The following is a 24,321-nucleotide window of genomic DNA, read 5'->3' as shown; positions in this document are numbered from 1 at the left end:
CGGGTGATCACCGCTGGTCGTCCGCCAGTTCCGCGACCCCCGTGACGCGGTGCAGCGGATAGGTGCGGACCTCGTCGGCCGTGTGGTCGTACGCCGTCACGAAGCCGCCCTCGACGCGGATCGGGGCGATCACGCGCTGGCTGGCGGCGCCCTCGGCGTTGACGTACCCGATCCACACGGCCTCGCCGGTCATGACGGCGGCCTGCATGGTGGCGAGCGTCTCGGCGGAGCTGGTGCGGGGCAGCGCACCGGTGCCCGGCAGATCGGCCTGGGGCGCCTTGCGCGGGGTCGTGGAGGCCAGGTCACCCGCGCGGATGGCGCGGACCGCGGCGCCCAGGAGGGTGGCGTCGGGCACCGGCGGGCCGTCCGGGACGGGCGCGGGAGCGGAGCGCGGCGGGGTGCGGTGGGCGTGTGCGCGGGTGATCAGCACGTCCCCCTCGGCGGACTCGGCGGCCGGCGCGAACCCCATGGAACGCAGACCCTCCAGGAGGGCGGCCGGGTCGGCCTGCGCGGCGAGCACGGTGGGCGCGAGGCGTCTGAGCCGCAGCCCCTGGGAGCGCTTGTCGGCGAGGATCTCGTTCAGCAGGGCGTCGTCGTCGCAGCGGACGTACGCCGACGCCGCGCCGATCCGCAGATGGCCGTGCCTGCGGGCCACGTCGTCGATCAGATAGCTGAGCGGCTGCGGGACCGGGGTGCGGGAGTGCGCCGCGAGGAAGGCGTGCAGGTCGGAGGCCGAACGGCCGGCGTCCAGAGCCCGTCGCACCGACCCCGGGGTGAAGCGGTAGACCGTCGCCCCGCCCTTCGACTCGACGTCCGCGAGCACACCGAGGGTGTCGGCCAGGGGGCGCTGCAGGGGGCCGGGCGCGACGGCGGTCAGGTCGGCCTGGAGGAGGACGTGGTCCAGGGGCTCGGGGAGCAGGGGTCCGAGGATCCGGGCGGCCTGTTCGGCGGCGGCGGCCTGTTCGGCCGGGGTCCGCGGGAGGGGGGCGGCCGGTTCGGCGGCGGCGCGGTGGTGTCTGTGCACGGGAAGCCTGGCCCCTGCCCCGGCGCCTCTTCCGGCACTCGCGCCCACGGAGCCGGACCCGGACGCGGTGTCGTGGGCCGGCGCCGGCGGCAACCCCAGCAGGGCCCGCCCCTGGGCCGACAGCGCGCCCCGGCCGGTGACCCCCAGCAGCTCCGCCTCGGACAGGGTCCAGCGGGCCAGCCGGCCGCGCAGGTCGTCGCCGGCGGTGGTCCGGGGGCCGCGCGGGGGACGCTCCCAGTGGAGCCGGGCGATGACGGAGTCCGGGACGGCGGCGGAGCCCTCCGGGAGACCGGCGAGGAGCGCGAGGACACGGTGGCGGACCTCGGGAGCCGCGGAACGGTCCAGACCCGGCCCCAGCGCCGACAACGTACGGTCCTTCGCGTCCCGCCCGCCGACCAGGCCCGCCGTGCGGGTCGCGGCCAGCCACGCCGAGGCCAGCAGGGCCCAGCGTTCACCGGCGGGCAGCTCCGTCCACTGGTCGTAGCCGGGCGTCGCCGCGTACCGTTCGTCGGCCTCGCCGTCCGAGGCCAGCAGGCCCGCCGCGTAGGACAGCTCGACCCAGAACGCGGCCACCGGTTCCACCACGTCGAGGGCGGCCGCCGTCCGCTTCAGGTCCCGCACGCTCAGACCGCCGGCGCGCATCACGGACGGCCCGCCCTCGTGCCAGTCCTTGAGCAGTTCCTCGACGGTGGCGAGCGCGGTGTAGGCCTGGCCGGCCGCGGTCGTGTCCACCATCTGCGGACGGTGCGTCCGGGCCGGTTCGAGGGCCGGTGCCACCGGGTCCGTCTCCCGGTGCGCGCGGCCAGCCCGCAGACCGAGGGCCACCTCGCGGGGCAGGACGACCGTGCCGGGTGCCGTCGGCAGCAGCAGCGCGCGGTCGATCAACCAGCGCAGATGGCGCGCCGGATCGGCGGTCACCTGGCCGTACGGCGGCCCCCACACCAGCCGGGACAGCACCTCCAGCGACTCCGCGGGCGCCGTGTCGAGCAGCGCCGGCATCCGCTTCCGGTCGGTGAACAGGGCGGTCAGCGAGGCCACCGCGGAGACGGGGTCGTGGGTGGTCGGCAGACCGCAGGCGGCCACGATCTCCTGGATACGGCCCGGGGACATGCCCGCCGTGGCCTCGGCGACCGTCGGGCCGAGGCCGGTGGGGGAGGGGTGCTGGGCGGCCGGGGCGAGCAGCTCGCGCGCCGTGCGCACGAGCCGGAGGCGGTCGTCGGTGCCCCAGACGAGGGCCTGTTCGCGCAGGGTGGCGAGCGCGTGCGGGAACGCCGCCGTGACCGCCGGGTCGCGGTCGTCGCCCGCCATCAGGCCCATCAGTTCGTCGTACGTCGCCGGGTCCGACGCCACCGCCAGGGCCTCCGCCGTCTGCAGGGCGAACCGGTCCAGACGCTCCAGGGCCCGGACGACCGAGGCGCGGGTGGCGGCGCGGGTGGCGAGCTGCGTCAGGTCGGTGGGGACGGGGGTGATGAGATCCGGGCGGATGCGGAGGAGGGCCGACAGGGAGGTGTCGTCCCTCGTGCGGAGGGCTTCCGCCAGTGAGCGCGGGGGGGTGCCCGCCGGGGCGGGGTCCGGGTCGCGCTGCTCCTCTGTCCTCATCCGCTCAACGGTAGTGGTTCCTCGCCCTCTCCGCTCCTACCGGACCCACCCCGTACCAGGGGGCTCCGCCTCCTGGACCCCCGATCGCCCGAAGGGCTCGTCCCCGAACGCCGGACGGACTGAAATGCCTGACCTGCCCGACCCCAGCGGCGAGGACCTGACGCTCGCGGTCCGGTGCGGGTGGGCAGCTCCGGTCGGTCCGGCGTTCGGGGCAGGGCTGTTCGGGCCGGAGCGGGGGGTTTGGGGGTGGTGGTTCCGAGTGGCGGGGAGCCCGGCGCAGGTGAGCACCATCAGCCCGTCCGGCGTTTGAGGACAAGGCCCTTGAGGCCGGAGCGGGGGTCCGGGGGCGGCAGCCCCCGGGAGCGGGGCCCGACACGGTACCGTCGGTGGCCACGGGGTATTCAACGCACGCGCCCCGGAGGGGACTTCGTGGGGATTGAGAGCGACCAGCTCGTATTCGACTATCTGAGCCGCGTCGGCGACCTGGCCCAGCAGCGCCAGCTGCCCTCGGCCACCCGTATGCGACTCGTCTCGGAGCTGCGCAACGAGATCGACCGCCGCCGGTCGAAGGCTCCCGTCGACAACCCGGCCGCCGTCCGCCGCATCCTCTCCCGCCTGGGCACACCGGACGAGATCGTCACGTCGGCCCGTCAGGGCGCGTCCGGGCCGGGCGCGGACACCCGGGCCGCCGTGCCCACCCAGCGCGCCGGTGAGCCGGAGGCCCGCCCCAAGGGTCTGCGCCGGGTCGTCCCGAGGCCGCGGCGCACCTCCGACGAGGACGGTCCCGAGGACGCCACCGGCGACCACCTCCCGTTCCACCACGCCGGCTCCTACGAACCGGGCGACGCCTCCGCCCCGGCGGACTGGTGGCAGGTGGAGGGCGACCCGGTCGAACTCGGGGACGGCGTGCCGGGTTTCGTCGGCGGTGTGGAGATCCCCGGACTGCTCGGACCACCGCTCAGGCCCCGGAAGGCCGGTCCCGGCACCGATGCCGATCCCGTCGTCGAAGGGGACGCCGGTTCCGGTGAAGAGGCGGACCCCGCGCCGGAACCGGCCACATCGTGGCGCCGGTGGCGAGCACGGGCGAAACCGGTGCGGGCGGCGAGCGGGCCCAGGACCGGGAAGGCCGTCCCCGTCACCGAGGACGAAGGCCGCACGCCCCGGGTGCGGTTCCCCCGCCCGCGTACGTGGAGCAACCCCCTGCTCCTGCTCGCCGCCGTCCTCCTCGTCGCGGGTGCCGCCCTCGGCAACTGGTTCGCGCTCGGGCTCGGCTGGCTCATCGCCTACGCATCCCGCCGTCTGAGCCCGCGCGAGTCGAAGTGGGCCGTCCTCGGCATGCCGGGCCTGGTGGCCGTGGCCGGCGTCGTCTGGCTGTGGGGCCGTACGGACGGCCGCTGGGGCGAGCCGATCGCCGAGGGCCACATGAACGAGGCGCTCGCGGACACCTGGCCGTGGGTGGTGCGCGGCGCGGCGGTCGCCTCGGCCCTGTACCTGGTGTGGCGCTCCCAGCGTCGCCGCTGAGGGGCCCCGGACCCCGGCCCGGACCGCCTCGTGCCCAGGCCGGACCGCCCCGTGCCCGGACCGGACCGGCCTGGGCACAATGGTTCATATGCATATCGCACCGATGCCCTCGCGCGGGCTGACCGTCGGCTTCGACCTCGACATGACCCTGATCGACTCCCGCCCCGGCATCCACGCCTGCTACCAGGCGCTCTCGGCACGCACGGACACGTACATCGACTGCGACCTCGTCGTCACCCGGCTCGGGCCGCCGCTGGAGGAGGAGCTCGTCAACTGGTTCCCGGCGGAGCGGGTCCCGGCCGTCGCCGACCTCTACCGCGAGCTGTATCCCGCCCACGCCATCACCGGCACGCTCGCCATGCCGGGTGCCCACGAGGCCGTCGAGGCGGTGCGGGCGGCGGGCGGCCGTGCCGTCGTCGTCACGGCGAAGTGGGAGCCCAACGCCAAGCTGCACCTCACGCACCTGGGGATCGGCGCGGACGCGGTCGTCGGCAACCTGTGGGCCGAGCGGAAGGCGGAGGCCCTGCGCGAGCACGGCGCGAGCGTGTACGTCGGTGACCACACCGGCGACGTCCGCGGCGCGCGCACCGCGGACGCGTACTCCGTCGCCGTGGCCACCGGGCCGTGCGACGCGGCGGAACTGCGCGCGGCGGGCGCGGACGTCGTCCTCACCGACCTGACGCGGTTCCCGGCGTGGCTGGGTGCCTACCGCGAGGCCGCACCCGCCTGAACCGCGCGGGCCCGGCGGCGGCCGGCCGCGACCGACCGGAACACCCCGGCTCCGGCGATCAGAAAACCGACGCCCATGAGCATGCTCAAGCCGAACATGTAGGTCGGAAAAGGTTTGGTGTCGAGAAGCAGTGGGGCCACGGTGACGAGTGTGGCCACGGCACCGGCAAAGAACACGAGAGCACCGGCGCGGATCAGCCGGTCACCCGGTTCCGCGGAATTCGTTTGGGTTTTGTCACGCACCGGACCAGGGTAGTTCCCAGCGCGAAGGAACAGTCAGGCGACGTCTTGTCAGTGGCCCCCGGACCATTAGCCTTGGTACCGGCGGGTCGGACGGCCCGCTGCAGTGCTGTCCGGAGCGGTTTCCCCATGGTTGCCCGAAGTTGCCGGAGCAACTTCCGACGTAAGTGCCCGAGCAGTTTTCAGAGCGGTTCCCGACGAGTACGAGGACGAGGACAGACGTGCCTACCGGCCAGGTCAAGTGGTTCAACAGTGAGAAGGGCTTCGGCTTTCTCTCCCGTGACGACGGCGGAGACGTCTTCGTCCATTCCTCGGTCCTGCCCGCCGGAGTCGATGCTCTCAAGCCGGGCCAGCGTGTGGAGTTCGGCGTCGTCGCCGGTCAGCGCGGCGACCAGGCGCTCTCGGTGACCATACTGGACCCGACCCCCTCCGTCGCCGCCGCCCAGCGCCGCAAGCCGGACGAACTGGCCTCCATCGTGCAGGACCTCACGACCCTCCTCGAGAACATCACACCGACGCTGGAGAAGGGCCGTTACCCCGAGAAGACCTCCGGGAAGAAGATCGCGGGTCTGCTGCGGGCGGTCGCCGACCAACTCGACGTATAGCCCCGGCGACGGGCGGCTCCCGGCGACGGGCAGCTCCCGGCGGCGGCAACGCCGGGCTACGGGAACCGCAGCGCGTCCGGGCCGAGGGGCGGCACCAGTCCCTCGGCCGCGGCGCGCGTGAGCAGGCCGCGGATCGCCGCGTAGCCGTCCTCGCCGAGGTCGGCGGTGAACTCGTTGACGTACAGGCCGATGTGCTGGTCGGCGACGGCGGGGTCCATCTCCTGGGCGTGCGCGAGGACGTACGGGCGGGAGGCCTCGGGGTCGTCCCAGGCGGCACGGACCGAGGCGCGGGTCGCGGCGGCGAGCTCGGTCAGGCGCTCCCGGCCCAGCGAGCGTCTGGCGATGATCGCCCCGAGCGGGATGGGCAGCCCGGTCGTCAGCTCCCAGTGCTCTCCCAGGTCGGCGAGCTTGTGCAGCCCGTAGTTCTGGTAGGTGAAACGGGCTTCGTGGATGACGAGTCCGGCGTCCACCTTCCCGTCCCGTACGGCGGGCATGATCTCGTGGAACGGCATCACGACGATCTCGCCCACACCGCCCGGTACCGTGTCCGCCGCCCACAGACGGAAGAGCAGGTACGCCGTCGACGTCTCGCTCGGCACGGCGACCGTACGGCCCGTCAGGTCGGCCCCCGCCTCCCGGGTCAGCACCAGCGGGCCGCAGCCCCGGCCCAGCGCGCCGCCGCAGGGCAGCAGCGCGTACTCGTCGAGGACGTACGGCAGCACGGCGTACGACACCTTCAGTACGTCGAACTCGCCGCGCTCGGCCATGCCGTTGGTGATGTCGATGTCCGCGAACGTCACGTCGAGGGCGGGCGCGCCGGGGACGCGGCCGTGGGCCCAGGCGTCGAAGACGAAGGTGTCGTTCGGGCAGGGCGAGTACGCGATCCGCAGGGATTCGGGCAGTTTCTCAGGGCTCATGTGGGTTCCAACTCTCCAGGACGGGCGTGAGCTTCCCGAAACCCTCGGTGAGGGCCGCGAGAGCCTCGCCGATGCGCCAGGCGGCGCGGTCGCGCGGGCCGACGGCGTTCGACACCGCGCGCAGCTCCAGTACGGGCACGCCGTGGGCGGCGGCGGCCTCGGCCACGCCGAAGCCCTCCATGGCCTCGGCGAGGGCGCGGGGGTGCCGGGCGCGTAGCGTGGCGGTGCGTTCGGCGGTGCCGGTCATGGTGGACACGGTCAGTACGGTCCCGGCGCGTGCGCCGGTGACCGCCACGAGCTCCCGTACGAGTGCTTCGGGCGGACGGTGAGTGACGGTGCCGAAGCCGAGTTCCGTCACCGGGAGGAATCCGTCAGGGGTCTCGGCGCCCAGGTCCGCGGCGGTGATCTCGTCGGCGACGACGAGGGACCCGACGGGCGCGCCGGGCTGGAAACCGCCGCCGATCCCGGTGGAGACGACCAGGTCGTAGGGGGCGCCTTCGAGGGCGCCCGCGGTGAGCGCGGCGGCGACGGAGGCGGCGGCGAGGGCGGGGCCGACACCCGCGGCCAGCAGATCGAGGGCCGGCCCGGCGGCGGGAGCGGCGCCGGGCGGCGGGACGGCGGCGGCGAGGGGCAGCCGGTGCAGGGTCACCCCGGGGAGCCGCACCTCATGGTGCGGGCCCGTGAACGCCCCGGCCACCGCGTCCCGTTCGACCGGAACCGCGGTGGCCACCAGCACCTTCGGCCCTGCGGCAGCGATCAGGCGTCCTTCTTGAGCTTGAACGACCACAGTCCGGTCACCGTCTTGTCGCCCTCCTTGATGGAGACGAGCGTGGAGTCGCCGCTGGCTCCGTACTGGGCGTTGAAGAACACGCTTCCCGGAATCGTCCGGTACGTCTTCTTGCTGGCGTCGGTGAGCGGCTGACCGTTCATCAGGATCGTCCAGCCGTTGTCCGCGATCTTCGGGTCCACGCCGAGCCGCACGGTGTCGTCGGGGTCGACCTTGATGGACTTGATGTCCTTGGACTTGAGGCACTTGGCCAGGTCCGCGCTGCTCACCGCCTTGCCGTCGTTGTAGCAGTCGGTCTCGGAGCTCACCGAGCTCTTGCCGACCGTGATCGTGGCCAGCGGCGTCGGCTTGTCACAGGCGGACAGGACGAGAAGTCCGGCACAAACCGCGCCGAGAGCGGCAACGGCGCGACGGTGATGTCCATGGGCGGCTCTGCCGCGGGGCAGGGAGGTCATGGCCGAAGGTTATCGGGCAGGTGCACCGCTCTCCCCACGTGGGGTACGGCGTGCCGCAGTCATGCCACGCGTGGCCGCGCCGTGCCTCCGTGCCGGGCCGCGCCGATCAGCCCCCGGACGGTGGCGAGCCATCCGACGGCGACGATCGCGGCCGCCACGGCGAGGCCCAGCGTGCCGTTGAGGGGCAGCACGATGCCGATCGCGCCGCCGAACACCCAGGCCACCTGCAACAGCGTCTCGGAGCGGGCGAAGGCGGAGGTCCGTACGAGTTCCGGCACGTCCCGCTGGATCAGCGCGTCGAGAGACAGCTTGGCGAGCGCCTGCGAGAACCCGGCGACCGCCGTGAGGAAGGCCACCAGGACGGCCCCGAAGAAGAAGGCGGCGGTGATCGCGGCACCCAGCACGCACGCCACGACGGTCACGATGATGATCTCGGGGGCGCGGGATTTCAGCCAGGCCCCGACCGCGGTGCCGAGCGCGTTGCCCGCGCCGGCCGACACGCCCACGATCCCGAGCGAGACGGCCGCGCTCTCGCCGGCGAGCGGGTGCTCGCGCAGCAGGAAGGCGAGGAAGAAGATCAGGAAGCCGGAGAGGCAGCGCAGGGCGGCGTTGGCGCCGAGGGCGTGGGTGACCCCCGTACCGACGGTGCGCAGTCCGGGCCGTGGCGTCCTCCCCCGTCGCGGCAGACGTACATGCGCCTCGTCCGCGGCCAGCAGCGCCCGGTCCTCGCCCTTGGCCGAGTCGACCTTCGGCGGCAGGGTGAACGACAGGAACGTCCCCGCGACGAAGATCGCGAAGGCGCCGTAGAGCGGATAGCGCGGACCGAGGGCCTGCAGTCCCGCTCCGACGGGCGCGGCGAGGCCGGTGGCGAGCAGTCCGCCGAGGGTGACCCGCGAATTGGCCTTCACCAGGGAGAACCCGGGCGGGAGCAGCCGGGGCACGACGGCGCTGCGCACCACTCCGTACGCCTTGGACGCGACGAGCACCCCCAGTGCGGCGGGATACAGCTCCAGGCTGCCGCTGGCGACCGCGCCCGACAGCAGCAGCGCCAGCATCGCGCGGGCGAGCATCGCGCCGGCCATCGCGGCCCGGCGGCCGTGCGGCAGGCGGTCCAGGAGCGGGCCGATCACCGGGGCGAGGAGGGTGAAGGGCGCCATGGTGATGGCGAGGTAGAGGGCGACGCGGCCGCGGGCCTCGTCGGTGGGTACGGAGAAGAAGACGGTGGAGGCGAGGGCGATGGTGATCATGACGTCGCCGGCGCCGTTGACCGCGTGCAGCTCGATCAGTTTGCCGAGGCCCGACTCACCCGCCCCGTGCGCGTGCGTCGCCTTGCGGATTCCGCGGGCCGTGCCGGTGAACGGGAAGTGCAGGGCACGGCCGACCGCGCGGACGGACCCGCTCATCCGGCCCGACCCGCCCCTTCGGATGCTCCCCTTGGTGCCACCGATTCCGGCGGTTCCCTGGGACGACCTCGCGGCTGCCACTCCGCAATAGTGCCCCGAGAATGGCGTGGGTAGTGCGGTTACCGCGCGTATAGGGGCCGAGTGGGGCCGGTGCGGGCGCGTGCCGGGCCGCCGCCAAGGGGCCGTGCGCGTTTTTCGGCCGACCGGGAGCGACGCGGCGGAGCCCCTTCCGGTCCGGCCGAGAAGGGGCGGACGGTGGGAAAACGCCGCCTCGCGACCGCGAAGAACACCGGCTCGGAGTGCGGAAGCGCCCCGCCGGTGTGGGCCCAGGGCTCAGGAGAAGGTAGCGTGCGTAACGCGCCTGCGGTGGTTGTTCTCGGCCGCGCGCCTCTCGGCCATCCCGCAGAATGGATGGCGTAGGTGCGCCCGAGCGCGATCGGGCGCGGACGTCGACGCGGCCCAATGGTCCGCTCCGTCCGCACCGCCGCCGAGGAAGGGCGCACCCGTGAGACGGCGTAGGAGAGAAGCGATACCTGTGAGCGCAGCGACCACGCGAAGCCGCACCCCCGACCGTCTGTGCGCCGAGGCCGTCGACCTCGCGCGCACCGCCGCCGAGGAGGCAGCCGCCCCCGGCGTCGTCGGTGAACATGTGGGGGTGGTCTCCGAGGGGGACCGTGTCGTCACGCACTACTTCGAGTGCAAGGATTTCGGCTACCGGGGCTGGCGCTGGGCGGTGACGGTCGCCCGTGCCTCCCGGGCGAAGCTCGTCACCCTGGACGAGACGGTGCTGCTGCCCGGCGAGGACGCCCTTCTCGCGCCCGAGTGGGTGCCGTGGAGTGAGCGGCTGCGGCCCGGTGACATGGGCCCCGGTGACCTGCTGCCCACGGACGCCGAGGACCTGCGGCTCGAACCCGGTTTCTCCGGTGAGGACGAGCCCGCGCCGAACTCCGCCGTCTCGCAGGACATGGCCGAGCTGGTGGAGGCGGAGGACGCGGAGGTGACGGCGGGCACTCCCGCGCACCTTCCGTTCGCGCCGCGCCGCGGTTCGATCGCGGCGGTGGCGGAGGAGCTCGGACTGCGCCGGGCACGGGTCCTCTCCCGGTACGGGCTGCATGTCGCGGCCGACCGGTGGGAGGAGTCGTACGGGCCCAGGACGGCGATGGCGCAGGCGGCGCCCGCGTCGTGTGTCAGCTGCGGCTTCCTGAATCCGATCGGGGGCTCGCTCGGACAGGCGTTCGGTGTCTGTGCGAATGAGTTCTCACCGGCGGACGGGCGGGTCGTGGCCCTCTCGTACGGGTGCGGGGGGCACTCCGAGGCCGCGGTCATGCCGGCGCCGCCGCGGCCGGCGCCGCCGGTGATCGACGAGACCCGGGTCGATCCCTTCCCGCTCCGGCCCTCGCCGGATTCCGGTTCGGTCTCGATCACCCCGGACGAGCCGTCGTCCGAACTGGGCCACTCGTAACCGGGTGTCCCGTCGCCGGGGGCTGCCGCCCCCGGGGCCCCGCACCGGCCTGAACGGCCTCGTCCTCGAACGCCGGACGGGCTGAGAACCACCGCCCCGAGCCGTCCCGCGAGGCCCCCAGGGAGGCGCCCCGAAGGGGGCGCGGGGAACTGCGCGCCCAGCCCCCACCGCTCCCGCACGGAAAGCGCATGCCCGGCCCCGACAGGGCACCGCGGGCCCGCTCACGAGGCACGTTCCGCCGGACGCCCCCGCAGGAGGGCGCCCGGAAGGGGGCGCGGGGAACTGCGCGCCCAGCCCCCACCGCCCCGCACCGAAAGCACCCGCCCGCCCCCGCACCCCTCATTCCTGGTGACGCCCCGCAGGGACCCGCACGGTACCTTCGTGCCGCGACCGAGCCCAGCGCTCGCGGTCGCGCGAAGCGAGAGGGAGAGTGAACCGTGAGCAAGTTCGTGCAACCGGCACCCGAGGGCGCGGACCCGTTCGGCACGGCCCGGCTGCGCCGCGGCGTGCTGGACGCCTGGGCCACCAGCCCGGCCCGGTTCCGCGAGGACGCCAACGCCGAGGAGGACCTGGTCCTCGGCGGATACCGTGACCGCCTCCTCATCGAACTCGCCCAGAACGCCGCCGACGCGGCGGCACGGGCCCACGTCCCCGGCCGCCTCCGGCTCACCCTCCGCGACGGGGTCCTCGTCGCCGCCAACACCGGCGCCCCCCTCGACGCGGCCGGCGTCGAGTCGCTGTCCACCCTCCGCGCCTCCGCCAAGCGCGACGCGCACGACACCGCCGTCGGCCGCTTCGGCGTCGGCTTCGCCGCGGTCGTCGCGGTCACCGACGAGCCCGCCGTGGTCGGCCGGCACGGCGGCATCCGCTGGTCCCTCGCCGAGGCCCGCGAACTGGCGGCGGACACCACCCGCCACAGCCCGGGTCTGGGCGACGAGATCCGCCGCCGCGACGGCCATGTGCCACTGCTGCGGCTGCCGTTCGCGGCCGAGGGCACCGCCCCGGACCCGTACGACACCGCCGTCATCCTCCCGCTGCGGGACACCGCCGCCGAGGATCTCGCCGAGCGCCTGCTGCGAGGGCTCGACGACGCGCTCCTGCTCGCCCTGCCCGGCCTGGAGGAAGTGGTCGTCGAGATCGGCGACGGCGCCACGGGCGGCGAGGTACGCACCTTGCGCCGCAAGGCCGAGGAGCACGGCGTCACCCTGGAGGACTCCCGGGACGGCGCCACCCGCTGGCGCACCGTCTCCCACCACGGGCCCCTGGACCCGGCCCTGCTGGCCGACCGCCCGGTCGAGGAGCGGCTGCGCCCGCACTGGTCGGTGACCTGGGCCGTCCCGGTCGACACCGACGGCACCCCGGGCCGCCCCCGCACCAGCCCGGTCGTGCACGCGCCGACCCCCAGCGACGAGCCTCTCGGCGTTCCCGCCCTGCTCATCGCCTCCCTGCCGCTGGACACCAGCCGGCGGCACGCCGCCCCCGGCCCCCTCACCGACTTCCTGGTGGAGCGCGCGGCGGACGCGTACGCGGAACTGCTTGCCGCCTGGAGCCCGGTGGACGCCGGGATCATCGACCTGGTGCCGGGCCCGCTCGGCAAGGGCGAGCTGGACGGCGTCCTGCGCCGGGCGATCCTCGACCGGTTGCCGCGCACCGCCTTCCTGCCGCCGGCCGCCCCGCCGCCGGAGAACGAGGGCCCGGACCCCGCCGCCGACTGGCCCGAGAGCAGCGTCGCGGAACACCCGGCCGCTCTGCGGCCCCGTGACGCCGAGGTCGTCGAGGGCGCCGGCGCCGAGACCGTCCGGGTACTCGCCGAGGTGCTGCCCAGCCTGCTGCCCGCCGGCCTGGAGCGCCGGGCGGAGCTCCGGACGCTGGGCGTCGCCCGCGTACCGCTCGCCGAGGCCGTGGACCGGCTGGCCGGGCTGGAGAAGGACCCGGGCTGGTGGTGGCGGCTGTACGAGAGCCTGGCCGGGGTGGACCCGGACCGGCTGTCCGGGCTGCCCGTGCCGCTCGCCGACGGCCGGACGGCGGTGGGGCCCCGCCAGATCCTGCTGCCCGGCTCCGACGACCTGCGGGCCGCCGCCCCCGAGACCCTCGCCCGCCTCGGCCTCAAGGTCGCCCACCCGGACGCGGCACACCCGCTGCTGGAGAAACTGGGCGCCCTCCCGGCCACTCCCCGCGCGGTCCTCACCACCCCGCAGGTACGCGCGGCCGTCGCCGCCTCGCTCGACGACGAGGGCGCGAGCTGGGACCAGGAGGCGCCGGACGCCGAGGAGGTGGCGGAACTGGTCCTCGCCCTGGTCCGCGACGCCGCGCTCGAACCCGGCGACGAGCCCTGGCTCGGCGCCCTCGCGCTGCCGGACGAGGAGGGCGAACTCGCCCCCGCCGGTGAACTGGTGCTGCCCGGCAGCCCGTTCGCCCAGGTCATGCGTGAGGACGAACTCGCCTTCGTCGATTCGGAGTTGGCCGATCGATGGGGTGAGCAGCCGCTCGCCGCCTGTGGTGTGCTGGCCAACTTCACCCTGGTGCGCGCCACCGACATCGTCCTCGACCCGGACGAACTGGAGCCCCGTGACTCCGACTTCGCCGAACCCGACGACGCGGGACTGCTGGACGCCGTCGACGTGTGGTGCGAGGACGTCCTCGACGGGCTGCCCGACACCCCCGTACCGCCCGTCGCCACCGAGATCGTCGCCGTACGGGACCTGGACCTGGTGGACGACGAGCGGTGGCCGCAGGCGCTCACGCTGCTGTCCCGGCCGCCGCTGCGCGACGCGCTGACCCAGCCGGTGCGCGTCCTGCTCCCGGACGGCACCCACGAGATCGTCCGGCCGTACTCCGCCTGGTGGCTGCGCGGCCATCCCGTCCTGGACGGGCGTCACCCGGCCGGGCTGCTCGCCGCGGGCGGCGACCCGCTCCTGCGCGGGCTGTACGACGAGGCCGACGCGACCGGCTTCGACGACGAGCAGGTGCTGCGGGCGCTGGGAGTCCGCACGTCCGTCGCCGCTCTGCTGGACGAGCCCGGGGGCGCCGCCGAGCTCCTCGAACGGCTCGCCGACCCCGACCGCGAGGTCTCCGGCGCCCAACTGCACGCCCTGTACGGCGCGCTGGCCGATCTGGACCCCGAGCGTGTGACCCTGCCGGACGAATTGCGGGCCGTACTGGACGGACGGGTGACCGTCGTGGACGCCGCCGACGCCGTGGTCGTCGACTCGCCCGACCTGCTGCCCTTCACCGCCGGCATGCCGCTGCTCCCCGTCCGGCCGTCCCGCGCCGCCGAGCTCGCCGAACTGTTCCAGGTACGGCGCCTCAGCGAGTCGGTGACCGGCGAGGTGACCTCCCAGGGCGCCGAACACGACGTACCGGAGTCCGTACGGATCCTGCTGGGCCCCTCGGCCCCCTCCTCGTACGTCGAACACGAGGAGCTCGTCGTCGACGGCACCGAACTGGACTGGCGCCGCACCCGGGACGGGGTGCTGCACGCGTCCACCCTGGAGGGCGTGGCGGCGGGCCTCGCCTGGGCGGCCGGACAGTGGCCGCGCCGCTTCGAGGTCGCGGCCCTGCTGGAGGACCCGTCCCGCACGGAGGAACTGGCCCGGGACCGCTGGTTCGACTGAGGCGGGTGGCCGGGTACGGACGGTGCGCGGCGACCGTCCGTACCCGCACGGCGGGGCAGCGCGATGTGACCTTGGTCATGTACGCGCAAAATCCTCACCCGTCGTACAACCATTCACCCCCGTCACGGATCTGCTCACCCGAGTCAAGAGACTCCACATCACTTGGGCCCCGAGTGACGACGAGCCGTGCGGACGACCGGCGTCGGGGCCCCTTTCCCATTTGGGGACTGCATGCGCATTCGAGTCACCGTGGCCGCCGCTACCGGCGCCCTGGCCCTCTCCGCTTTCGCCGTCCCGGCCGCTCACGCCGCCGCGGCGCCCAATGTCACCTTCTCCGACATGAAGGTGAACAAGGCCAAGGCGATCGTCGTCGGCACCGCGAAGACCGGCGTCACGGTCACCTACACCCTCACGCACCCCGCCAATGTCAGCATCGCCCCCGACAAGCTCGGCACCGGCCCGATCCTCTACCGCGGCTCCTCGCTGACCCCGCAGGCCGCGGCCTTCGGCAGTGACGAACCGGGCACCTGCAAGGCCGCTTCGACGACCGTGGCCAACTGCACGGCGACCATGTACTTCCATCCCGCGGCCGACTACGACATCGCGGACGCCGACGCCGGATCCTGGAACGTGGGCGGTGTCACGGTCACGTCCGGCGGCGTCGTCAAGTGGCAGGGCGGCCTCGGCACCACCAAGCTCCAGCGTGCCTCCAAGCTGACGGTCAACGCGTCGCCGGAGCCGGTGAAGAAGGGCAAGACCATCACGGTCACGGGCGCTCTGACGCGCGCGAGCTGGAACTCGGGCAAGTACGTGGGCTACACCGGTCAGTCGGTGAAGCTGCAGTTCAAGAAGAAGGGTGCCAGCGCCTACACCACGGTCAAGACGGTCAAGACGACCAGTGGTGGTGTGCTGAAGACGACGGTCAAGGCGTCCGTCGACGGCACCTTCCGCTACTCCTTCGCGGGTACGACGACCACCCCGGCCATCAGCGCCACCGGTGACTACGTCGACGTGCGGTAAATCGGCTCGCCGTGCTCCACCACTCGGTCCCCGCGCCCCCGCCAGGGGTGCGGGGACCGAGTGGGTTCACGCGGGTATACGCCGGTCCACCCCTCTCCACAGGACCTCCAGGACGGCCGCCGCCATCACCGAGATGCCCACCGCGATCCACGGCATCTCCACGCCCACCAGCTTCAGGGCGAAGAAGTGCTGGAGCCAGGGCACGATCAGGACGACGACGAACGCCAGGCCCATCGAGGCCACCAGGGCGACACGCCACCAGGTGTACGGACGGGCGATGATCGCCAGCACCCACATGGAGATCAGGAACAGCGTCAGCGTCGCGGCGCTGGTCTCCGCGCTCAACTGGTCCGGCCCGGTGTAGTGGTGACGGGCCACCAGATAGGTCACGAAGGTGGCGACCCCGGCGACGACACCGCCGGGGACCGAGTAACGCATGACCCGCCGCACGAAGTGCGGTCTCGCCCGCTCCGTGTTGGGGGCGAGCGCGAGGAAGAACGCCGGGATGCCGATCGTCAGGGTGGACAGCAGGGTCAGATGCCGGGGCAGGAAGGGGTATTCGACCCGCCAGCACACCACCAGCACCGCCAGCAGCACCGAATAGACGGTCTTCACCAGGAACAGGGTCGCGACCCGGGTGATGTTGCCGATGACCCGGCGGCCCTCCGCCACCACCGAGGGCAGCGTCGAGAAGCTGTTGTTGAGGAGCACGATCTGGGCGACCGCCCGGGTCGCCTCCGAACCCGACCCCATGGAGACGCCGATGTCGGCGTCCTTGAGGGCCAGGACGTCGTTCACACCGTCGCCCGTCATCGCCACCGTGTGGCCGCGCGACTGCAGCGCGCCCACCATGTCGCGCTTCTGCCGCGGGGTGACCCGGCCGAACACCGTGCCCTTGTCCAGTGACTTCGCCATCTCCTCCCGTTCGTCGGGAAGCCGGCGCGCGTCCACGACCTCACCGCTCAGACCGAGCTTCCCGGCCACCGCGCCGACCGAGACCGCGTTGTCGCCGGAGAGGACCTTCGCCCTGACGTCCTGCTCGGCGAAGTAGCGCAGGATGTCCGCCGCGTCCGGGCGCAGCCGCTGCTCCAGTACGACCAGCGCGGTCGGCCGGGCGCCCTTCTTCACGTCGGGATCGTCGAGGTCCCCGGTGGCCCGGGCGAGGAGCAGGACCCGCAGCCCCTCCTCGTTCAGCCGATCGGTCTCGGCGAGCGCCGGGTCGCCGGCGGGCAGCAGCACGTCGGGGGCGCCGAGCAGCCACGTACCGGACTCGCCGTTGCCCTCGTTGAAGGTCGCCCCGCTGTACTTGCGGGCCGAGGAGAAGGGCAGCGACTCGACGCAGCGCCAGTCCTCGCTGTCCGGGTAGGCGTCGATGATCGCCTGGAGGGAGGGGTTCGGCCGTGGGTCGGACTCGCCGAGCGCCCCGAGGACCTTGCGTACGTACGACTCGTCGGCACCCGGCAGCGGCCGCAGCTCGGTGACGTCCATGCCGCCCTCGGTGAGGGTGCCGGTCTTGTCGAGGCAGACGGTGTCGATGCGGGCGAGGCCCTCGATGGCCGGAAGTTCCTGCACGAGGCACTGTTTCCGGCCAAGCCGGATGACGCCGATCGCGAAGGCGACGGAGGTGAGGAGGACGAGGCCCTCGGGGACCATCGGCACGATCCCGCCGACCGTCCGCGCGACGGAGTCCTTGAAGCCGTGCTGTTTCACCACGAGCTGGCTGATGACCAGACCGATCGCGGTCGGGACCATCATCCAGGTCACGTACTTGAGGATCGTGGAGATACCGCTGCGCAGCTCGGAGTGGACGAGCGTGAACCGCGACGCCTCCTCGGCGAGCTGGGCCGCGTACGCCTCCCGGCCCACCTTCGTCGCGGTGAACGCGCCGCCGCCCGCGACCACGAAGCTGCCCGACATCACCTCGTCCCCCCGGCGTTTGACCACCGGGTCGGCCTCACCCGTGAGCAGTGACTCGTCGATCTCCAGGCCGTCGGCCTCCACGCAGGCGCCGTCGACGACGATCTTGTCCCCGGGGCCGATCTCGATCACGTCCCCGAGCACGATCCGCGAGGTGCTGACCTCGGTGGCGACCCCGTCCCTGCGCACCGTCGGCTTCGCCTCGCCGATCACCGCGAGCGAGTCCAGCGTCTTCTTGGCCCGCCACTCCTGGATGATGCCGATCCCGGTGTTGGCGATGATCACGTACCCGAACAGGCTGTCCTGGAACGGAGCCACGGACAGCATGATCAGCCAGAGCACCCCGATGATCGCGTTGAACCGGGTGAAGACGTTCGCGCGGACGATCTCGCCCAGCGAGCGGCTGCTGCGCACCGGGACGTCGTTCACCTCGCCGCGCGCCACTCGTTCGGCGACCTCGGCGGCGGACAGCCCCTTGGCCCGACCGGGGGCGGGGAGGGGCACGGGGTGCACCGGGTCCAGTTCCGCGCCCGCGTCGATGTGCGTCATGCGTTCGACGGTACGTGCGGAAAGGGTGCTTCACCTGCCGAGTGCCCCGAAGATCCGACCAGGGGAGGACGGAGGGCGGCGGGTTGTGATGCCGTGGGTGGAGGTTGGAGCTTGGAGGCGGGAGGTGGCGGGGCGGCCGGGGGAGCCGGTTACTCCGCGGTGGTGGACGACGGCGCGGTGCCTGCCGCCGCGGCCCGTTTGATCGCGGCGTCGCGCCTGCGGACGTACCAGACGCCGATGAGTCCGAGGCCCGCGCCGGCCAGACACGTCCACACCCACCAGGTGTGCCCGTGGTCGTCGTACCAGCCGTAGAACGGCAGCTGCACCAGGAAGAGGACGAACCAGAGGATCGTGCCGCCGGTGATGGTGGCGACGACGGGCCCCTCCAGGGGCTCCGGCGCCTCGTGCTTGGGGGTCCACTTCGCCATGGGCACAGCTTACGAGGCCGCGGACCGGCTGACGCTCGCACCCGTGTTCCCGCCGCACGCCGGCGGTCTACGCGCGGAGATAGCCATTTGTGTTTCATATGTTCATACTGAAACGGTCCGAGTCTGGCCAGTTGTATTCGTAGGAAACACCAACAGGGACCGGGGAAATCCTGTGGGCGATCGGCTGCCGACCGGACTCGATCATGTTCCCCGTCCCCCCGCACGCTTGAGGACCCGCATGTCCACCTCGGCCGCCACCAAGGCCCCCGCCCCGCAGGAGCCGGAGTCCCGGTCCGCGCGGAGCGCCCTCGACCGCTACTTCAAGATCTCCGAACGGGGCTCGAGCATCCCGCGCGAGATCCGCGGCGGTCTCGCCACCTTCTTCGCGATGGCCTACATCATCGTGCTGAACCCGATCATCCTGGGCAGCGCGAAGGACATGTACGGGCACCACCTGGACAACGGCCAGCTGGTCACCGCGACCGCCCTGACCGCGGCCTTCACGACGCTGCTCATGGGCGTCATCGGCAACGTGCCGATCGCGCTGGCGGCCGGCCTCGGCGTGAACACCGTCGTCGCGCTCCAGCTCGCCCCGCGGATGTCCTGGCCGGACGCCATGGGCATGGTCGTGCTGGCCGGCTTCATCGTGATGCTGCTGGTCGCCACCGGGCTGCGCGAGCGCGTCATGAACGCCGTGCCGCTGGGGCTGCGCAAGGGCATCTCGATCGGTATCGGCCTGTTCATCATGCTGATCGGCCTCGTCGACTCGGGCTTCGTCTCCCGCATCCCGGACGTCGCCCAGACCACCGTGCCGCTCCAGCTCGGCTCCGACGGTCATCTCAACGGCTGGCCCGTGCTGGTCTTCGTCCTCGGCACGCTGCTCACCCTCGCGCTGATCGTGCGCAAGGTGCCGGGCGCGATCCTCATCTCGATCGTCACCATGACGGTCCTCGCGGTGATCGTCAACGCCGTCGCGAAGATCCCGTCGTGGGGTCTGACCACACCGAAGTGGCCGGGCAACCCGGTCGCCCCCCCGGACTTCGGGCTGGTCGGCAAGGTCAGCCTCTTCGGTGGGTTCGGCAAGGTCGGCGTGCTCACCGGCATCCTCTTCGTGTTCACCGTGCTGCTGTCGTGCTTCTTCGACGCGATGGGCACGATCATGGGCGTCAGCGACGAGGCCAAGCTGACCGACGCGCAGGGCAACATGCCCGGCATCAACAAGGTGCTCTTCGTCGACGGCATCGCCGTCGCCGCGGGCGGCGCCAGCTCCTCCTCCGCCACCACCTGCTTCGTGGAGTCCACGGCGGGCGTCGGCGAGGGCGCGCGCACCGGCTTCGCCAACGTCGTCACCGGCGGGCTGTTCGCCGTGGCGCTCTTCCTGACCCCCGTCGCCACGATGGTCCCGTCCCAGGCCGCCACCCCCGCGCTGCTCGCGGTCGGCTTCCTGATCCTGTCCGGCTCGGTCCGCGAGATCGACTGGTCCGACCACACGATCGCGATCCCGGCCTTCGTGACGATGGTGATGATGCCGTTCACCTACTCGATCACGAACGGCATCGGCATGGGCTTCATCACCTTCGTGGTGCTGCGCCTGGCGGCCGGCCGGGGTCGCGAGATCCCGGCCGCGATGTACGTGGTGTCGGCGGTGTTCGCCTTCTACTACCTGATGCCGGCCCTCGGCCTCACCTGACGGGTGGGGTCACGCGTCCCCGTCCTTCGGGGACTCCCGGGGCCCCGGGGGCTACTCCCTGGGCTCACGTGACCCCGTAGAACTTCTCCGTCTCGTCGACGGCGGTCTGGAACCGCTCGTCGAAGTCATCGCGAATGAGCGTCCGGACGACATAGTCCTGGACGCTCATTCCGCGTTTGGCGGCATGGTCCCGGAGCCGGTCGAGCAGCTCCCCGTCTATCCGCAGGCTGAGCACACTGGTCCCCATGGAGTCGAGGGTCGCCGGACTTCGGCGCGGAGTGGGCCACTTTCCGCAGCGAAGTCACTCGTATGAGTGACGCGACGATTCAGTGGTCCGTGTCACGGGCACCCCGATGCTCTTTAGCGAGAGTAATGAGTTAAGCTAAATACATGCCTGACCTCACCCATGGCGACGACGCTGCCGCCGTGAACGCCCTGCGCTCCGCAGTGATGCGGCTGTCGCGTCGACTCAAGCACCAGAGAGTCGACGAGTCGCTGAGCCCCACCGAGATGTCGGTGCTCGGCACCCTGGCCCGCTGTGGCTCCGCCACGCCGGGTGAACTCGCCCGCAAGGAGCATGTGCAGCCGCCCTCGATGACCCGCATCGTCGCGTTGCTCGAAGCCAAGGGCCTGGTCAGGCTGGAGCCTCACTCCGAGGACCGGCGACAGAAGGTCGTCACGCAGACCGACAAGGCCGAGGCGATGCTCGAGGAGAGCCGCCGCAGGCGGAACGCGTGGCTGGCCGGCCTGGTCGAGGCCCTGGACGAGGACGAGTGGGCGAAGCTCCGCGAGGCCGCTCCCGTCCTGGAGAAGCTCGCGCAGATCTGATGCCCCGCCCGGCGTGCCGGCCGACGTCCGGCCGGCACGCCCTCACCCCGGACACCGCCGTCCGTGCCCCAAGGAGGCGAGCCCTTTTGAGTTCGGGACCCGGAGCAGACTCCGCCCCCGCACCAGCCACCCACGACTCCCCGCCGGCCCCTGACGGTGCCACCCGCCCGTCCCGCGCACGCGGCTCCGGCACACCCGGTTCCCCGGCCCCCTCGGCCGTGGCGCCCTCCGCGTCGCCTGCGCCGGCCACCGCGCGCTCGGCGCCCCGGTCGCCCGCGGCGCCCTCGACACCCCCGTCGCCCTCGGCGGCTTCGCCGTCCTCGATGTTCAGCTCCCTGAGGATCCGGAACTACCGGCTGTTCTTCCTCGGGCAGGTCGTCTCCAACACCGGCACCTGGATGCAGCGCATCGCCCAGGACTGGCTGGTGCTGAGCCTCACCGGCTCCTCCGCCGCGGTCGGTATCACCACCGCGCTGCAGTTCCTGCCGATGCTGCTCTTCGGGCTGTACGGCGGCGTCCTGGTCGACCGCCTCCCCAAACGCCCCACCCTGCTGGCCACCCAGGCGGCCATGGGCGTCACCGGGCTCGCGCTCGCCTTCCTGACCCTCTCCGGCCACGTCCAGGTCTGGCACGTCTACCTGGCGGCCTTCGCCGTCGGCCTCGCCACGGTCGTCGACAACCCGGCCCGCCAGTCCTTCGTCTCCGAGATGGTCGGCCCCGGCCAGCTGCAGAACGCGGTCAGCCTCAACTCCGCCAACTTCCAGTCCGCCCGCCTCGTCGGCCCCGCCGTAGCGGGCCTGCTGATCACCGGTGTGGGCACCGGCTGGGCGTTCCTGTTCAACGGACTGTCCTTCGTGGCCCCCATCGCCGGTCTGCTGCTGATGCGCGCCCGCGACCTGCACATGGTCGAGCGGGCGCCCCGCGGCAAGGGCCAGCTCCGGGAGGGCCTCCGCTATGTCGCCGGCCGCCCCGACCTGGTCTGGCCGATCGTGCTCGTCGGCTTCATCGGCACCTTCGGCTTCAACTTCCCGGTCTGGCTCTCCGCCTACGCGGACGACGTCTTCGACGCGGGCGCCGGCGCGTACAGCCTCTTCAACACGCTGATGGCGGTCGGCTCGGTGGCCGGCGCGCTGCTCGCCGCCCGTCGCGGCACGGCCCGGCTGCGGGTGCTGATCGCGGCGGCCCTGGCCTTCGGCCTGCTGGAGGCGGTGGCGGCCGTGGTGCCGTCGCTGTGGCTGTTCTCGCTGCTCATGGTCCCGATCGGGGTCTTCGGGCTGACGGTCAACGTCACGGCGAACACCACGGTCCAGATGGCCACCGACCCCGTCATGCGCGGCCGTGTCATGGCGCTGTTCATGATGGTCTTCGTGGGTGGTACGCCGCTGGGGGCGCCGCTGGTCGGCTGGGTCACCGACGCCTACGGTCCGCGCGTCGGCTTCGCTCTCGGCGGTCTGGTCTCGGCCGCCGCCGCGACGGCCGTCGGCCTGGTCCTGGCCCGTGTGGGCGGGCTGCGCCTGTCGGTCGGCTGGCACGGTGGCCATCCGCGGGCGCGTCTCGTCCCCAAGGAACGGCCGGCGACCGCGGCCTGAGCGGGAACCAGGGCCGCCGGCCCTGGGAGAGTGGCGTCATGAGACTCTTCGCGGCCGTGCTGCCACCCGAGGAAGCGGTACGTGAACTCGGCGCGGCGGTGGACGGGTTGCACCGGCTGCCGGGCGCGGACGACCTGAGGTGGACGGGCCGCCCGGGGTGGCACTTCACGCTCGCCTTCTACGGCGAGGTCGAGGAGGAGCTCACCGGCCCCCTCGCGGACCGGCTGGCCCGGGCCGCCCGGCGTACGCCCCCCGTCCCGCTCGCCCTCCGGGGCGGCGGGCACTTCGGCGGCCGGGCCCTGTGGGCCGGGGTGTCGGGAGACGTCACGACCCTGCGCCTGCTCGCCGACCGCGCGGAGGCGGCGGCGCGCAGGGCGGGCGTCCCGATGGGGGAGCATCGCCGCTACCGCCCGCATCTGACGGTGGCCCGCAGCAGACAGGCCGCGGACTTCGCGGCGTACGTCACCGTCCTGGACGACTTCGCCGGGCGCCCCTGGACGGCGGGCGAGCTGTGTCTCGTACGCAGCAATCTGCCGAGGTCGGGGGTCCCGGGGGAGCAGCCGCGCTACGAGACGGTGGCGCGGTGGGCGCTGGCAGGGGCGGGCGGATGAAGAGGGCCGGGGACCGCCGGTTAACCTCAATGGCGTGAATCCCAAGACCCGAAACCAAATCATGGCCGGTGTGCTCGTGCTGATGTTCGTCGTGGTGGCGCTGGCGGCGGCGGTCAAGTAGGCGGCCCGCCCGCGCTCGGCGCTCCGCCGCGCAGGCTCGGCAAGGGCCGTGGAGCCGCCGGGGGAGCCGCGGACAGCAACCGCGGACAGCCCGGCCCCGCCGGGTGGCGCGGGAACCGCGGGCCCTGCCCGAGTGGGACCGGTCCTGTGGCTCCCGCGCCCTTGACGACGCCCCGCGCGGGCGTACTACCAGGCGAAGGCCTCCGGCGAGGGTCCCGGGCCCGGGAAGATCTCGTCCAGCGCGGACAGCAGCTCCTGCGACAGCTCCAGCTCGACGGCGCGCAGGGCGGAGTCGAGCTGCTGCGCGGTGCGCGGGCCGACGATGGGTCCGGTGACGCCGGGCCGGGTCAGCAGCCAGGCCAGTGCCGCCTCGCCGGGTTCGATCCCGTGCTTGTCGAGCAGGTCCTCGTACGACTGGATCTGCGCGCGGATGGCGGTGTTGGCCAGGGACTCGGCGGCCCGGCCGCCCGCCCTGCGTCCGCCCTCCGCCTCCTTCCGGATGACCCCGCCGAGCAGTCCGCCGTGCAGCGGCGACCAGGGGATGACCCCGAGCCCGTACTCCTGCGCGGCCGGGATGACCTCCATCTCGGCGCGTCGCTCGGCCAGGTTGTAGAGGCACTGCTCGCTGACGAGGCCGATGGTGCCGCCGCGGCGGGCGGCGATCTCGTTGGCCTGGGCGATCTTGTAGCCGGGGAAGTTGCTGGAGCCGACGTAGAGGATCTTGCCCTGCTGGACCAGGACGTCGATCGCCTGCCAGATCTCCTCGAAGGGGGTCCGGCGGTCGACGTGGTGGAACTGGTAGACGTCGATGTAGTCGGTCCTGAGCCGCTTGAGGCTGGCGTCGACGGCCCGCCGGATGTTGACCGCGGAGAGCTTGTCGTGGTTGGGCCAGGCGTCGCCTTCGGCGGCCATGTTGCCGTACACCTTGGTGGCGAGCACGACCTTGTCGCGCCGCTCGCCGCCCCGCGCGAACCAGTTCCCGATGATCTCTTCCGTACGGCCCTTGTTCTCGCCCCAGCCGTACACGTTCGCGGTGTCGAAGTAGTTGATCCCTGAGGCCAGCGCCGCGTCCATGATCGCGTGACTGTCGGCCTCGTCGGTCTGCGGACCGAAGTTCATGGTGCCGAGGACGAGCCGGCTGACCTTGAGTCCCGTGCGTCCGAGCTGCGTGTACTTCATGACTCCCCACCCAACGGCGTGGAGTGCGCTCTAG

Annotated in this window: 20 protein-coding genes; 10 read left to right on the top strand and 10 right to left on the bottom strand. The window is 72.8% G+C overall.

What is annotated here, in order from left to right; translation table 11 throughout:
* Positions 1-7: 7 nt before the first annotated feature.
* Positions 8-2,623, bottom strand: a complete 2,616-nt coding sequence (locus ABZV34_RS05385; RefSeq protein WP_356271515.1) for a helicase C-terminal domain-containing protein — start codon at positions 2,621-2,623, stop codon at positions 8-10.
* Positions 2,624-3,052: 429 nt separating this feature from the next.
* Between ABZV34_RS05385 and ABZV34_RS05380 the strand changes: the two genes are divergently transcribed.
* Positions 3,053-4,144 carry a hypothetical protein gene (locus tag ABZV34_RS05380; protein WP_356271513.1) on the top strand — a complete coding sequence of 364 codons (1,092 nt, stop codon included), beginning with the start codon at positions 3,053-3,055 and terminating at the stop codon, positions 4,142-4,144.
* 103 nt (positions 4,145-4,247) lie between these two features.
* Complete coding sequence (locus tag ABZV34_RS05375) at positions 4,248-4,874, top strand: haloacid dehalogenase-like hydrolase (RefSeq protein ID WP_356271793.1); 627 nt, start codon at positions 4,248-4,250, stop codon at positions 4,872-4,874.
* On the opposite strand, the gene ABZV34_RS05370 is transcribed toward ABZV34_RS05375, so the two are convergent.
* Positions 4,850-5,116: a hypothetical protein gene (locus tag ABZV34_RS05370; RefSeq protein WP_356271511.1), complete on the bottom strand. Its 267-nt coding sequence runs from the start codon at positions 5,114-5,116 to the stop codon at positions 4,850-4,852. The genes ABZV34_RS05375 and ABZV34_RS05370 overlap by 25 nt on opposite strands.
* 218 nt (positions 5,117-5,334) lie before the next feature.
* Here ABZV34_RS05370 and ABZV34_RS05365 point away from each other — a divergent pair, with 218 nt between their 5' ends.
* Positions 5,335-5,718: a cold-shock protein gene (locus ABZV34_RS05365; RefSeq protein ID WP_356271509.1), complete on the top strand. Its 384-nt coding sequence runs from the start codon at positions 5,335-5,337 to the stop codon at positions 5,716-5,718.
* Between the two features lie 56 nt (positions 5,719-5,774).
* Here the strand turns inward: ABZV34_RS05365 and ABZV34_RS05360 are convergent, their stop codons facing one another.
* Genes ABZV34_RS05360 through ABZV34_RS05345 form a run of 4 tightly spaced genes read right to left on the bottom strand, consistent with a single transcriptional unit; the run spans position 5,775 to position 9,361 of the window.
* A complete protein-coding gene (locus tag ABZV34_RS05360) occupies positions 5,775-6,635 on the bottom strand; it encodes a 1,4-dihydroxy-6-naphthoate synthase (protein WP_356271507.1) in 861 nt (286 codons plus the stop codon).
* A complete protein-coding gene (locus ABZV34_RS05355; RefSeq protein WP_356271505.1) occupies positions 6,625-7,365 on the bottom strand; it encodes a futalosine hydrolase in 741 nt (246 codons plus the stop codon). The genes ABZV34_RS05360 and ABZV34_RS05355 overlap by 11 nt, the downstream gene beginning before the upstream one ends.
* Positions 7,366-7,391: 26 nt before the next feature.
* Positions 7,392-7,877: a DUF2771 domain-containing protein gene (locus tag ABZV34_RS05350; RefSeq protein WP_356271503.1), complete on the bottom strand. Its 486-nt coding sequence runs from the start codon at positions 7,875-7,877 to the stop codon at positions 7,392-7,394.
* Positions 7,878-7,936: 59 nt separating this feature from the next.
* The gene (locus tag ABZV34_RS05345) at positions 7,937-9,361 is read right to left on the bottom strand and encodes an MFS transporter (protein ID WP_356271501.1); all 1,425 of its coding nucleotides are present in this window, start codon (positions 9,359-9,361) and stop codon (positions 7,937-7,939) included.
* A gap of 454 nt (positions 9,362-9,815) precedes the next feature.
* On the opposite strand from ABZV34_RS05345, the gene ABZV34_RS05340 reads away from it, so the two are divergent.
* The 3 genes from ABZV34_RS05340 (at position 9,816) to ABZV34_RS05330 (ending at position 15,376) form a co-directional block, all read left to right on the top strand.
* Positions 9,816-10,742, top strand: coding sequence for a DUF3027 domain-containing protein (locus ABZV34_RS05340; protein WP_356271499.1), 927 nt, complete (start codon positions 9,816-9,818; stop codon positions 10,740-10,742).
* 437 nt (positions 10,743-11,179) lie between these two features.
* Positions 11,180-14,356 (top strand): molecular chaperone Hsp90, encoded by a 3,177-nt coding sequence (locus ABZV34_RS05335; RefSeq protein ID WP_356271497.1) that lies wholly within the window; start codon positions 11,180-11,182, stop codon positions 14,354-14,356.
* Positions 14,357-14,587: 231 nt separating this feature from the next.
* Positions 14,588-15,376 (top strand): hypothetical protein, encoded by a 789-nt coding sequence (locus ABZV34_RS05330; RefSeq protein WP_356271495.1) that lies wholly within the window; start codon positions 14,588-14,590, stop codon positions 15,374-15,376.
* A gap of 66 nt (positions 15,377-15,442) precedes the next feature.
* Here ABZV34_RS05330 and ABZV34_RS05325 read toward each other — a convergent pair whose 3' ends face one another.
* Together ABZV34_RS05325 and ABZV34_RS05320 are read right to left on the bottom strand one after the other, a co-directional pair.
* On the bottom strand, positions 15,443-17,842 hold the full coding sequence (locus ABZV34_RS05325; protein ID WP_356271493.1) for a cation-translocating P-type ATPase: 2,400 nt from the start codon (positions 17,840-17,842) through the stop codon (positions 15,443-15,445).
* A gap of 149 nt (positions 17,843-17,991) precedes the next feature.
* Positions 17,992-18,270: a DUF2530 domain-containing protein gene (locus ABZV34_RS05320; protein WP_356271491.1), complete on the bottom strand. Its 279-nt coding sequence runs from the start codon at positions 18,268-18,270 to the stop codon at positions 17,992-17,994.
* 238 nt (positions 18,271-18,508) lie between these two features.
* Between ABZV34_RS05320 and ABZV34_RS05315 the strand changes: the two genes are divergently transcribed.
* Positions 18,509-19,960 (top strand): NCS2 family permease, encoded by a 1,452-nt coding sequence (locus ABZV34_RS05315; RefSeq protein ID WP_356271489.1) that lies wholly within the window; start codon positions 18,509-18,511, stop codon positions 19,958-19,960.
* Between the two features lie 64 nt (positions 19,961-20,024).
* On the opposite strand, the gene ABZV34_RS05310 is transcribed toward ABZV34_RS05315, so the two are convergent.
* The gene (locus ABZV34_RS05310; RefSeq protein WP_148008990.1) at positions 20,025-20,207 is read right to left on the bottom strand and encodes a ribbon-helix-helix protein, CopG family; all 183 of its coding nucleotides are present in this window, start codon (positions 20,205-20,207) and stop codon (positions 20,025-20,027) included.
* Between the two features lie 143 nt (positions 20,208-20,350).
* Here ABZV34_RS05310 and ABZV34_RS05305 point away from each other — a divergent pair, with 143 nt between their 5' ends.
* The 3 genes from ABZV34_RS05305 (at position 20,351) to thpR (ending at position 22,988) form a co-directional block, all read left to right on the top strand.
* Positions 20,351-20,788, top strand: coding sequence for a MarR family transcriptional regulator (locus tag ABZV34_RS05305; RefSeq protein WP_168528694.1), 438 nt, complete (start codon positions 20,351-20,353; stop codon positions 20,786-20,788).
* A gap of 323 nt (positions 20,789-21,111) precedes the next feature.
* Complete coding sequence (locus tag ABZV34_RS05300; protein ID WP_356271487.1) at positions 21,112-22,377, top strand: MFS transporter; 1,266 nt, start codon at positions 21,112-21,114, stop codon at positions 22,375-22,377.
* A 38-nt stretch (positions 22,378-22,415) separates the two neighbouring features.
* Positions 22,416-22,988: an RNA 2',3'-cyclic phosphodiesterase gene (gene thpR / locus ABZV34_RS05295; RefSeq protein ID WP_356271486.1), complete on the top strand. Its 573-nt coding sequence runs from the start codon at positions 22,416-22,418 to the stop codon at positions 22,986-22,988.
* 306 nt (positions 22,989-23,294) lie between these two features.
* On the opposite strand, the gene ABZV34_RS05290 is transcribed toward thpR, so the two are convergent.
* Entirely contained in the window at positions 23,295-24,287 is a 993-nt protein-coding gene (locus ABZV34_RS05290) for an aldo/keto reductase (protein ID WP_356271484.1), read from the bottom strand.
* Positions 24,288-24,321 lie beyond the last annotated feature (34 nt).

The organism is Streptomyces sp. NPDC005195 (assembly GCF_040608315.1).
In the GTDB taxonomy this organism is placed as follows: domain Bacteria; phylum Actinomycetota; class Actinomycetes; order Streptomycetales; family Streptomycetaceae; genus Streptomyces; species Streptomyces kaempferi.
The sequence above is the reverse complement of the archived record's forward strand: the minus strand, read 5'-3'. Positions and strand labels throughout refer to the sequence as shown.